Below are 12,250 nucleotides of genomic sequence, written 5' to 3'. Positions count from 1 at the left end.
ACTCCACGATGTCCGGCGTGAGACTCCACGCGGAAATGGTACATCGCGAGCGCGCCGTAGCGTACCTGAGCGCCGTGGCGCACGAGGGAACTTCGCTATGACGACCGATCCCGATTACGCGCTCGCGTAGCGCCCGTAATCACCGCGATGCCGAGCAGAATCACGGCCACGATGGCAATGATGTGCTGCGCGACATGCAGCGCCATTAATCCCCACGCGACGCCGCCAATGAAAATGATCCATCCGACCAGATAGATGAGCAGGGTCATCGTTTTTCTCCTTGATCCACGGGTCTACCTGCAAGCACATTGCGCGCCTGACGCCATGCGCTGCTGTGTCTGGCATAGACTATGCTCCCAAGCCGAAGTCGCGTGCGGGAAGGAATGCCGCACGGAGCAAGTTGGCCGACGTGCGACGGCGGCTGCTGATTCAATATCCCACCTGGTTCGCGGACATCAAGCCATACGACGTGCCGGCGCTGCGTTTGACGTGGGTACTCGCCCGAAGGCAACGAACGCACTGCCCTCGCATGCATAAGCCAGATCAAATGTTCTAATCTTTCTCTGCAGCCCCGTAAGCTAGCAAGCATTGACCGGGCAGCAAAACGCGCGACGCCCATGGACCTCTGACATGCCGCTATCCAGTCCAGCCCGGAATGTGTCGACCAGACCGCCCGCCCCTCGCCTGACGACGCTCAGTCACATACAGATCGCGTCGCTGTGGTTTGCGCTGTTTACCCAATGGATGACGGTCGTTCCGGTGCTGGTGCCGTCACAGGTCGCCGAAATGCTCGGACGCGACGCCGCATTGAAGGAAGGGGTGGCCGGCTCCGTCATTGCGTCCGGCGCATTCGTTGCAATGATCGTGGCGCCGCTGGCCGGCGCGCTTTCAGATCGCTCCATCGCAAAACATGGACGTCGGCGATCGTTTCTCGTCACTGGCGTGTTCGGCACTGCGGTTGCCCTGGTATGGCTTGCTTCATTCAACAGAGGGGCGAGCGTATGGCTTTATGCAGTCGCGTTCCTGCATCTGCAGTTCTGGTGGAACTGGGCGGCGGGTCCGTATGCCGGGCTGGTGCCCGATGTCGTGCCAAAACGGGAAACCAACCGCGCGAGCGCGTGGCTCAACGTGATGTCCGTGCTCGGCACCATCAGTGGCAACGTCGTGCTCGTCGTGCTCTATTCGCCCGGCCGCCTGTATCCGACGGTGACCACGTTCATTGCGATCATGCTGCTCTGCCTTTGGCTGACGATTCGCGGCTCGCGCGAGCCGACGCCTGTCAGATCCCATGAACGGTTCGAACTCCTCGCGTTCATGCGCTCGTTCTATCTCGATCCGCGCCTCCACCGAAACTTTTACTGGGTGCTGGTAACCCGTCTGTTCGGCAACATGGGAATCTGGTCGATCTTCACCTTCATGTTGTACTACCTGCAGGACGTGATCGGCATTCGTCATCCGACCGGTGTGATGAACGGGCTTCTTGGTGTCGGCGTGGTGCTGGCGATCCCGGCCAGCCTGTTGGGCGCAAGGCTCGCCGACCGCCACGGCGCGGTCCCCGTCGTCCGCCTGACAAGCTGGATCATGGCCGGAGCCGCAATCGGCTTTGTCATGCTGGCGGTGCATCCGAACCTGTTGCTGGTGATCGCAGTCGGACTCGTTTTCTGCGCCGCTTACGGGACCTATCAAGCCGTCGACTGGGCGCTCGCACTGCAAGTGTTGCCAGACGATGCATCCAGCGGGAAGGACATGGGCATTTGGCAGGTGTCGATGGTGCTGCCGCAGATCCTCGGCCCCGCCGCGACCGGGTGGATGCTGTCGTGGGTCAAGGCGCTTGCTGGTGCCGGAACCGCCTACGTCGTCGCGTTCGTCGTCGCAGCGGGGTGGTTCGTGCTCGCGGCGTGGTTCGTTTCGCACATCAGGATTGCTTCGCAGCAGCACGTATCCACCGGGCTCGCCGGGCGATCGTCGTAGGGCGACCGCCCGCCTGTTGCAGGTTCATCCGGCCGTTACGGAGGCAGAAATGGCTCTCGCAGACGTCGATGTCACGGAACAAAAACGCTTGAACGACGCGCATGCGACGCAGGTGCCGTGGAAGCAGTGGGGGCCGTACTTGAGCGAGCGGCAATGGGGAACGGTCCGCGAGGACTACAGCGAAGATGGCGACGCCTGGAACTATTTCACCCACGATCAGGCGCGCTCACGCGCCTACAGGTGGGGAGAAGACGGGCTCGGCGGACTATCCGACGACCAGCAGCGGCTCTGCTTCGCGCTCGTACTCTGGAACGGGCGCGACCCGATTCTGAAGGAGCGCCTGTTCGGGCTCACCAATAGCGAAGGCAATCATGGCGAGGACGTGAAGGAGTATTACTTCTATGTCGACAGCACGCCCACGCACTCGTACATGAAGTATCTGTACAAGTACCCGCAGCAGGAATATCCGTACCTCGACCTGATCGAGACGAACCGCAAGCGATCGCGAGAAGAACTCGAGTACGAACTGCTCGATACCGGCGTGTTCGATGACGACCGCTATTTCGATGTATTCGTCGAATACGCGAAGCGCGATCCACAAGACATCCTGGTGCGCATTTGCATGCACAACCGCGGGCGGGACGCGGCGCAGCTTCGAATCCTGCCGACGCTATGGTTTCGCAATACATGGTCGGAGAACCACGACGATCCCAGGCCGTCGCTGTGCGAAGAGGCGCCGGGCGTCATTCGAGCGCGCCATCATGAACTGGGCGACTACTGGCTCTATTGCGAAGGCGCGACGGAACTGCTGTTCACGGAGAACGAAAGCAATGCACGGCGTCTGTGGAATCAACCCAATGCTTCGCCCTATGTGAAAGACGCATTCCACGCGTACGTGATCGGCGGACAACGCGAGGCGGTGAATCCGGCCAAAACGGGAACCAAGGCGGCGGCCCATTACGTATGCAACGTACCCGGCCGCGACAGCGTGACGATCCGGCTGCGCCTGAGCGCGATAAGCCGCGACAACGCGTTCGACGGCTTCGAGAACACCTTCAACGAACGCATTGCCGATGCTGACGAGTTCTACGAGCGCATCGCGCCGAAATCGCTGACGGAAGACCAGCGCCGGGTGCACCGTCAGGCGCTGGCGGGCATGTTGTGGGGCAAGCAGTACTACTACTTCGATCTCGAACTGTGGCTGCGCGAGCATGGGAGCCATCCGTTGCTGGACGGCGAGCGGCTCGATGTGCGCAACACCGGGTGGTTCCACATGCTGAACGCGGACGTGATCTCGATGCCGGACAAATGGGAGTACCCGTGGTACGCGGCCTGGGATCTGGCGTTCCACACGATCTCTCTGGCGCTCGTCGACTTCGATTTCGCGCAGGAGCAATTGCTGCTGATGTTGCGCACGCTGTATGTCCATCCGAGCGGCCAGATCCCGGCCTACGAGTGGAACTTCAGCGACGTCAATCCTCCCGTGCATGCGGCCGCCACGCTTTGGGTCTACCGGTACGGCAAAGAGTGGGGACGGGCCGACCCGCGCTTTCTCGAGCGCTCGTTTCAGGGGCTGATGCTCAATTTCAACTGGTGGGTGAATCGCAAGGACCCGTCGGGACGCAACGTGTTCGCCGGCGGCTTTCTGGGGCTTGACAACATCGGGGTATTCGATCGCAGCGCGCAGCTGCCGACGGGTGGATCGCTGGAACAGGCGGACGGAACCGCGTGGATGGCGTTTTATTGCCAGTGCATGCTGGAGATGGCGATCATCCTGACGGAATACGATCCGATGTACGAGGAGATCGCCTTCAGGTTCGTCCAGCACTTCATGTGGATCGCCTATGCGATGGATCGGCGCGGCGAACATCCGGACGACATGTGGGACGAGCATGACGGCTTCTTCTATGATCTGCTGCGGCTTCCCGACGGCCAGACCATGCGTCTGAAGATCAGGTCGATGGTGGGGTTGCTGCCGCTGTGCGCGACCACCGTATTCGAAGCAGATTCGGTGACGCGGTATCCGAAACTGATGGAGCTGATCGCCCAATTCCGCAAACGCTACCCGGAGCTGCTCGCCCACGTGGCTCCGACGGATACGGGCTTCATCGGCCATCGGGAGCGCAGGCTCCTTTCGATCCTGAACAGACGCAAGCTCGAACGGGTGCTCGGATACCTGCTCGACGAGAACGAGTTCCTCGGACCGCATGGCATCCGTTCGCTCTCCCGCTATCACCTCGAGCATCCGTATGTGCTCAACATCGGTGGGACCGATTACAAAGTGCAGTACCTGCCGGCCGAATCGAATACGGGCATGTTCGGCGGCAACTCCAATTGGCGAGGTCCGGTATGGATGCCGGTGAACCTGCTCGTTGTCAGGGCACTGATGAACCTCTACAGCTTTTTCGGCGACGAATTCAAGGTGCAATGCCCGAGCGGGTCCGGACATTACATGACGCTTTTCGAGGTGACACAGGAAATCGTCCGGCGACTGACGGGTACCTTCCTGCGCGATGCGGATGGAACACGTCCCGTCTACGGCGGAACCAGCAAGTTTCAGGACGATCCGCACTGGCGCGACCTGATCCTGTTCTACGAGTATTTCCACGGCGACAACGGTGCAGGGCTCGGGGCCAGTCATCAGACGGGCTGGACGGGCCTCGTCGCACCTCTGTTGGACATGTTCGGGCGGATCGACGCTCGAGCCGTGCTCGACAGCGACCGCTGGCGCGTGATGGCCGGCGCTTCGGCGCAACAGGCGGGCAGCAGCGACAATGCTCTCAACGCGCACCGTCCGTGACCATCGATCCGGACGTCTTGAGGCCCATGACTATGCTAAGGAGGCTCAAAAGCGTCACAGTAGCGGCCAGGCTCGCGGCCAGATGCAGACCTTCGGCAAGATGGTCGAACTCCGGCCGCACAAGGGCGCCGAACAAGCCCACGCCGAGCACGCCGCCAATCTGACGCGCGGTGTTCAATACGCCGGACGCAATGCCCATGTACGACGGTTCCACGTGCGCCAGCACCGCGGTGTTGATCGAAGGCACCGCGAACGCCACACCGACGCCAACACTCAGCAGAGGCAACGCGACTGCTAGCGCGCTGCTATCCACCCGCACGAACGCAAGCGAAACATAGCCGAGCGCCGCCAGTGCCTGGCCGACAAGCATCGGCAGGCGATAACCGAAGCGCGCCGTCAGCGATCCCGACGCGACGTTTGCGACCGCGACCACCGCCGTCATCGGCAGGAACGCGAGGCCGGTTTCGAGCGGCGTGTCGTGACGCGCGCTCTGGAAAAACAGACTCATCGCAAACATCAGTCCGTAGTAGCCGAAATTCAGCGACAGCCCCGTTAGCGCGCTGACGTTCACCGCGGCATGGCGGAACAGCGCGAGCGGTAAAAGCGGCTGCGCCTGCCGCGCCTCGACGATGACGAACAGCCCGCCCGCAACGGCCGCGACGGCCATTCCCGTCAATACGGTCATGCTGGTCCAGCCCAGTCTGCCGCTTTCGACAACCGCATACGTCAGCCCGACCAACGCAACGACGGCAAGCGTCTGGCCGGCCAGATCGATGCGACGGGTCGCATGACCCTGCGTGTCGGGTGCATGAGCGATGGTCAGCCAGATGCCCGCGACGCCAATGGGCACGTTGATCAGAAAAATGGCCGGCCAGCCGAAGCGGTCGACTAGCACGCCGCCGACCAGCGGACCCGCCCCCAGCGTGAGCGCCGCCGTGCCCGCCCAGATGCTGACCGCCCTGGCCCGTGCATGCGGCTCCGGAAACGCCGCGCCGAGCAGCGCCAGCGACGACGGCACGCACAGCGCCGCGCCGATGCCCTGCACCATCCGCGACCCAACCAGCAGCGCCGCGCCATCCGACAGCCCGCACCCCACCGATGCGCAGGTAAACACCACGAACCCGGCGACAAACATGCGGCGCGCGCCGAACCGGTCGGCCAACGCGCCGGCGGTCAGCAGCAGACTCGCGAACGCCAGCGTGTACGCGTTGACGACCCATTCCAGCGCCGTCGAATCGAGGCCGAGGCCATCTCGCATTCGTGCGAGCGCGACGTTCACCACCGTGACGTCGAGACAGATGATGACGAAGCCGAGGCTCGTCGCGAGCAAGGCAAGACGTGGTGACCGGGCCGGTGAGCTGAGCTGTTTGCGCATGATGTCCGTGCATGAAGTCGGGCGATGCGGAACCGGGATGGGCCGCAAGTGCCGTGTACGCGAACTGTATTCCCACAGCCAAGATTGATAAACGCACGGCAAATGGCAACAGAACCAATTATTATTGGGGAATGGACCTCCTCAAAGCGATGACCGTGTTCGTGCGCGTAGTAGAAAGCGGCAGCCTGACGGCGGCGGCGGTGGCATGCGACCTGTCGCCGACGATGGTCGGCAATCACCTTCAGGCGCTGGAAACGCGGCTTGGCGCGACACTCATCCATCGCACCACGCGCAAGCAGCAGATCAGCGCGTTTGGGCAGGCCTACTATGAACGATGCATCGAGATTCTCGGGCTGATCGACGATTCGGAACGGCTCGCTCTCGATCACCTCGCGACGCCACGCGGACGGCTGCGCGTAACCGCGCCCGTCGTGTTCAGCAACGAATGCCTGATGCCGGTGATCGCGGATTACTGCGAGCGCTATCCCGAGGTGAAGCTCGATATCGTCGCCACCGATGCGCTGTCGGACCTGCTCGACGACGGCTTCGAGGCGGCGGTTCGGATCGGCGCGCTGGGCAATCCGGATCTCGTCGCGCGGCCTCTGCAGCCGTACCGTCTGGTGTTGTGCGCGTCACGCGGGTATCTGGCAACGCATGGCACGCCGTCATCGCCCGACGCGCTGCGCGCGCATCAGTGCCTGACGTACGCGTATCCGCCGCGCTCGGAATGGCACGCGGCGCAGGCCGAATGGAGCTTGCAGGGTCCGGACGGCCGCGTGAGCGTGCCCGTCGACGGCAGGCTGAGGATCGACAATTCTGAAGCGCTGCGACGGGCGGTGTTGCGCGGCATGGGCATCGCCATGCTGCCCGAGATCCTGGTGGGCGCGGATCTGCGAGCGAAACGGTTGGTAGAAGTGCTGCCGGCGTTTGCCGCGCCCGAGCGGCCGCTGAACCTGCTGTATCTGCGTGAGCGGCGGACGTCGCCCAAGCTTCGGAGCTTTATTGAATTTATGGTCGAGCGCTTCGGTGCGGAAGCGGCATGGCCCAGCGGCGCTTGACCATCCCACGCTCAATGCGAATGCTGTCGCCGCCTGCGCAGGTTGTCGCGCAAACGACGAGCGACCAGAACCGTCAGGTAGTCGGTGATTCGTGCACCTTCGCTGTATTCGATCCACGTCTGTGCGTACATTTGCGAGACCGTTTCCTCAGGCGTGTTGGTAGCGGCGGCAATCTGCTTGATGACTTCCTCGACGTTGCGCGTGACCATTGCCTGGCTCCCGGCGTGCGGTGATAAAAGACCGTCACGCGCACGTTACCCGCCTCGAAGCGGCCGTTACTTGATCTGAGTCAATTGATTGCACCCATGACCGACCACGATCTGTTCGAGGCGGGTCGCAACGAGGCCTTCACTGAAACACCGGTTTTCCCGACGCATCCTTGACCTTGGTCTTCCACTGCTCGCGGATTTCCGACACGACCGAATCCGGCAGCGAGATGTAGTCGAGATCGCTGGCAGCCTGCCCGCCGTTCTTGAACGCCCAGTCGAAGAATTTCAGCGTTGCCGCGCCCTGCGCCGGCTTGTCTTGCGTCGCGTGCAGCAGCACGAAGGTCGCGCCGACGACCGGCCATGCGTCCTTGCCGGGCTCGTTGGTCAGGATCTGGTAGAACGACGTCTTCCAGTCCGCGCCCGAGGCGGCCGCCTTGAAGGTCTCGGCTTTCGGCGCAACCACCGCACCGGCGGAGTTCTTCAGGCTGGTGTAGACCATGTTGTTTTGCTTCGCATACGCCCACTCGACATAGCCGACCGCGCCCGGCAGCCGTTGCACGAAGGCGGCAACACCGTCATTGCCCTTGCCGCCCGTACCGGTCGGCCAGTTCACCGTCGTGCCTTCGCCGACCTTCGACTTCCACTCCGGGTTCACCTTCGACAGAAAGTTCGTCCAGATGAAGCTCGTGCCCGAACCGTCGGCGCGGCGTACCACGGCGATGTCCGTATCCGGCAGTTTCATGCCCGAATTCAGCGCGGCGATCGCCGGATCGTTCCATTTCTTGATCTTGCTCAGATAGATGTCGCCGAGCACCGCACCCGACAGAACCAGTTGACCCGGCTTCACGCCAGGCAGGTTCACGACCGGCACCACGCCGCCCACCACCGTCGGGAACTGGAACAGGCCAGTCTTCGCCAGTTCGTCGTCCTTCATCGGCGCGTCGGAGCCTGCGAAGTCGACGGTCTTCGCCAGGATCTGCTTGATGCCGCCCGCTGAACCGATGCCCTGGTAGTTGACCTTGCCGCCCCCCGCCTTATGGTAGGCGTCGGCCCACTTGTTATAGATCGGGGCTGCGAAAGTGCTGCCCGCACCGGTGATGTCGACGGTTTGCGCTTGCGCGGCCGCGAGAGGTAGAGCAACGGCAAGAACTGCAATTCCTCGTTTGAACAGCATGGTTTGCCTCCACGAGATTGACTGACCGGATCAATGGTTGCAGCAAGCTGCGCTCCGCGACGCAATTTCTCAACTACGCATCCTGCGGGCCTAGGGTACTTGCGCTGGACACCCGCAACTTGCGCGGGCGCGCGGTGTTCTTGCGATGATGCATTTCAATGCGCCCCAGCACGTCCGTGTCTGTATTGAGCGTTTCCAGAAGGTTTCGCCCCTTTGTTCGGCTTTACGCACCGGCACGGCTGCCCATCGCTCGAACCTTCAAACTTAAGCACTTCAGGTTACATTCCGTTGACAACGGCATTGTTCGATATCAGGGAGAATGGCTCGCCGTGCGCCGCCCCGCTACACCGACCGAGGCGAGCGAGCCCGCCAAGCGGGTTACTGCGCTTCTGTCGGTAGTGGAATGTCGGTGAGACTGTCCTCGATCGCAGCCAACACGGCGGGCATCAGCGGCTCCCTGCCGATCCCTGCCCCTCCCAGCGCTTGCAGCACAGTGACGATCTTGTTTGCGTCATATCGACGGCCACTGCCCACCGCCTCTTCGAAGGCGTTGGCCCGCTGGTTCGCCTCATCCGGATCGGCACTGACGAGCAATACGGCGTGCGCGAGCACCAGATGGCCCCGTCCATCGCTCGTCCGCATCGCGGCTGGCGCCTGTCGCCAATACTGCGCCGTGCCAGCAATCTTGCGAGCGTCAGTGTCGACTCCCCAAGCCAAATTGAACCGACCGTCGCAAAATGAACCGTCCACTGCCTGGTAATGGGTCGTGACGCCGATCACGCGCAGCGCGCTTCCGATGACTTCGCATAAGTGCAGGTACACCGCCTCGCTCATTTTGCTCGCCTGCTGCTCGACGAAATAAGCCAGACTCAAATTTAGAATCCCGGGACCCTGCGGTACGAGGCCGCCGCCCGACATGCGTAGCCAGACGGGGCATCCGCCGCGAAGGAAAGCGCAGCGTGCAGATTCGAACTGCGGATAGCGCAGATAGCTGCGCGGTACCACCAAAGACCTCGGCGCTTCCCACAATTGAGCAACAGTGCGGCCACGCGCCGCTAAGTCCAGCAGTGTGTGCTCTGCCTGAAGGGGGTCGTGGACGGTCGGATCAGGTTGGATGAATTCGAATGACATAGTCAAAACGCGAAACAGAGCAACTCTCAGGATCGGTTGCAAGACGCAATGGCCGAAGCCTCGTCTTTTCCAACGAGGAATGTGACATCAGTTTCCGAGCCGGTCAACGTTGACGTCGAACGGGCGCGCGATGCTTCACCGACTTTGAACGTCAGCAACGGTGTCTTCTTCTCACGACGGTGGAAATCAAGATCGGCATTGACAGGCCGTGTCAGGCGTGTTCATATTTGTGCACCATATTCTATTTTTCGCACCCAGTGCATCGATCCCGGCATCCACGTAAAGCGATCTGCACCCAGCAAGACGCGTAATGTCCACAGCCTGAACCCCAATGTCTTCCACGAAACCACAACCCGAGCCCGGCCCGCTTCGCTATCGCCCGTTTCGCGCAATATGGATGGCAATGTTGGCGGCGAGCCTTGGCGCCTGGGTGCAGAACGTTGGGGCGGCATGGTTGATGACTTCGCTCACGACGTCCCCGGTGATGATTGCACTGACCCAGGCTGCGACCACGATGCCGGCCTTCCTGCTCGGGATGCCGGCAGGAGTACTCGCCGATTCGATGGATAAACGCCGCCTTTTGCTAGCCGCGCACTGTTGGATGCTGGTCTCGTCGATCTTTTTTTATGTTCTGCTGATGCTGGATGCAATCGATCCAGTCAGATTGCTGATCTTCACCTTTTTGCTCGGTTCAGGCAGTGCCGTATCAGTTCCGGCCTGGCAATCCTCAACCGCGGAAGCAGTGCCTCGATCGGCGTTGCTCTCTGCGATCGCTCTCAATGGAGTCGCTTTCAATGGCGCGCGCGCAGTGGGCCCCGCGTTGGCAGGTGCAGTCATCGCTGGGGTAGGATCGTATGCGGTGTTCGCACTAACGACCGGACTATTTGCGGTCGCAGTGACCATCTTTTTGCTTTGGTACAAGCCGGAAAAAGAACAAGTCGTTTCAAAGCAGGAGCGTCTGGTAAGCGCGATGTGTGTGGGCGTACGCTATGTGCTTGGTTGCGGTGTTTTGCGCGGACATCTGGTTCGCACATTCACCTTTGTAGTTAGCGCAAGCGCGTTGTGGGCGCTACTGCCGATCGTAGCGAAAAATAACCCGGGTTTAGGCGGCGGCGGGTACGGTATGATGCTGGGGAGTATGGGAGCAGGCGCCGTGGCTGGTGGAATTGCACTTGGTCAGGTACGCCGTTTTCTGGCGCTCAATACTCTGGTCTGCGGTGCGTCTGTGTTGTTCGGCATTGCGACGCTGACCGCCGCCTATGTGCAGTACAGCGCACCCGTATATCTGTCCCTGCTCGTCGGGGGTGCCGCGTGGATCACATTCAACTCCACCGTCTCCTCGGCCTTCCAGGCGACTCTGCCCGCTTGGGTGCGAGCTCGGGCGTTAGCAGTTTTTTTGCTCACGTTCCAAGGCTCAATGGCATTGGGTGCATTGATATGGGGCGTTTGTGCGGATCAATTTGGTGTCTCGAAGACGCTAACTGCCGCTGCCTTGCTGATGCTCGCCGGACCGCTGCTCTTGCGGCGACACCCAGTGCACATGGAGGCCGAGTTGATGCCTCCATCCACAATGATTGAATCGCAAGGCGGTAGTTGAAACCCGCAGCAAAATCAGTAGCGGTTATCCGTATTCGGCCGCAAAATCCCTGTCGCCACTCAGCTTACGCTGCCAGGCGGCTTCAGTACTTATAGACCCCCCAACCGGCTTTTCGCCCTAGCCGTCCCGCCGCAACCAGCTCCCGCAATAGCGGGCATGCGCGATACTTGGAATCGCCGAAGTCTTTCAGATAAACATCCATGACAGAAAGACAAACGTCTAGCCCGACCAGGTCGGCGAGCGCGAGTGGCCCGATCGGGTGATTCGCACCCAGCTTCATTCCGGCGTCGATTTCTTCCGCGGTGGCGACGCCTTCCGCTAGCACGAAAAACGCCTCATTGATCATTGGCACGAGGATACGGTTCACTACGAAGCCTGGCGAGTTGGTCACGCCTATCGGCGTCTTGCCGAGCCGTTCAGTCAACTCGCGCACCGCATTGACAGTGGAGTCAGTGGTTTGCAGCCCACGGATGACCTCCACGAGCGTCATTAGCGGTACAGGGTTGAAGAAATGCATGCCGATGAAACGTGTCGGATCAGTAAGCACCGCGCCGAGCGCGGTGATTGAAATCGACGACGTGTTCGACGCAATGATCGCATCGGCACGCGCCACCGACTCGATTTGCTTCAGGATGCGGATCTTCAGATCAACGTTCTCGGTTGCCGCTTCGATAGTGATGTCTGCCGTCGAGAGGCGCTGATAGTCAGTGGAAGTTTCGATACGGGTTAGCGCAGAATCACGCGACGCCGCGTCCAGCTTTCCCTTGTCGACGAGACGCCCGAGATTCGCCGTCAAGGTTAACAGGCCCTTTGAGAGCGCCGTCTCGTTGACATCGGTCATGACCACGTGGAGACCCGCCACCGCGGCGACCTGAGCGATGCCATTGCCCATTGTTCCGGCACCGACTACAGCTAGCGTTTTGAAAATCATATGT

10 protein-coding genes are annotated in these 12,250 nt (G+C 61.3%); 4 read left to right on the top strand and 6 right to left on the bottom strand.

Annotated elements, in window-relative coordinates; translation table 11 throughout:
- Window positions 1–95: 95 nt before the first annotated feature.
- Entirely contained in the window at window positions 96–269 is a 174-nt protein-coding gene (locus AB3X86_RS18565; RefSeq protein ID WP_013093753.1) for a hypothetical protein, read from the bottom strand.
- Between the two features lie 361 nt (window positions 270–630).
- Here AB3X86_RS18565 and AB3X86_RS18560 point away from each other — a divergent pair, with 361 nt between their 5' ends.
- On the top strand, window positions 631–1,971 hold the full coding sequence (locus AB3X86_RS18560) for an MFS transporter (protein WP_368597118.1): 1,341 nt from the start codon (window positions 631–633) through the stop codon (window positions 1,969–1,971).
- A 49-nt stretch (window positions 1,972–2,020) separates the two neighbouring features.
- The gene (locus AB3X86_RS18555; protein ID WP_368597117.1) at window positions 2,021–4,771 is read left to right on the top strand and encodes a glucosidase; all 2,751 of its coding nucleotides are present in this window, start codon (window positions 2,021–2,023) and stop codon (window positions 4,769–4,771) included.
- Here AB3X86_RS18555 and AB3X86_RS18550 read toward each other — a convergent pair.
- The gene (locus tag AB3X86_RS18550; protein ID WP_368597116.1) at window positions 4,752–6,146 is read right to left on the bottom strand and encodes an MFS transporter; all 1,395 of its coding nucleotides are present in this window, start codon (window positions 6,144–6,146) and stop codon (window positions 4,752–4,754) included. The genes AB3X86_RS18555 and AB3X86_RS18550 overlap by 20 nt on opposite strands.
- A 131-nt stretch (window positions 6,147–6,277) precedes the next feature.
- On the opposite strand from AB3X86_RS18550, the gene AB3X86_RS18545 reads away from it, so the two are divergent.
- Window positions 6,278–7,204, top strand: coding sequence for a LysR family transcriptional regulator (locus tag AB3X86_RS18545; RefSeq protein ID WP_368597115.1), 927 nt, complete (start codon window positions 6,278–6,280; stop codon window positions 7,202–7,204).
- An 11-nt stretch (window positions 7,205–7,215) separates the two neighbouring features.
- On the opposite strand, the gene AB3X86_RS18540 is transcribed toward AB3X86_RS18545, so the two are convergent.
- From AB3X86_RS18540 to AB3X86_RS18530, 3 genes are all read right to left on the bottom strand, one after another.
- Window positions 7,216–7,413 carry a DUF3562 domain-containing protein gene (locus AB3X86_RS18540; RefSeq protein WP_368597114.1) on the bottom strand — a complete coding sequence of 66 codons (198 nt, stop codon included), beginning with the start codon at window positions 7,411–7,413 and terminating at the stop codon, window positions 7,216–7,218.
- A gap of 139 nt (window positions 7,414–7,552) precedes the next feature.
- Complete coding sequence (gene pstS, locus AB3X86_RS18535; protein WP_368597113.1) at window positions 7,553–8,587, bottom strand: phosphate ABC transporter substrate-binding protein PstS; 1,035 nt, start codon at window positions 8,585–8,587, stop codon at window positions 7,553–7,555.
- Between the two features lie 378 nt (window positions 8,588–8,965).
- Window positions 8,966–9,718 carry a lipoate--protein ligase family protein gene (locus tag AB3X86_RS18530; protein ID WP_368597112.1) on the bottom strand — a complete coding sequence of 251 codons (753 nt, stop codon included), beginning with the start codon at window positions 9,716–9,718 and terminating at the stop codon, window positions 8,966–8,968.
- A gap of 331 nt (window positions 9,719–10,049) precedes the next feature.
- Between AB3X86_RS18530 and AB3X86_RS18525 the strand changes: the two genes are divergently transcribed.
- Entirely contained in the window at window positions 10,050–11,315 is a 1,266-nt protein-coding gene (locus AB3X86_RS18525) for an MFS transporter (protein WP_368597111.1), read from the top strand.
- Window positions 11,316–11,397: 82 nt separating this feature from the next.
- Here the strand turns inward: AB3X86_RS18525 and AB3X86_RS18520 are convergent, their stop codons facing one another.
- A complete protein-coding gene (locus tag AB3X86_RS18520; protein WP_368597110.1) occupies window positions 11,398–12,246 on the bottom strand; it encodes a 3-hydroxybutyryl-CoA dehydrogenase in 849 nt (282 codons plus the stop codon).
- Window positions 12,247–12,250 lie beyond the last annotated feature (4 nt).

Source organism: Paraburkholderia sp. BR14374 (assembly GCF_040948685.1).
Classification (GTDB): domain Bacteria; phylum Pseudomonadota; class Gammaproteobacteria; order Burkholderiales; family Burkholderiaceae; genus Paraburkholderia; species Paraburkholderia youngii.
This window is presented reverse-complemented; position numbering and strand designations above follow the sequence as displayed.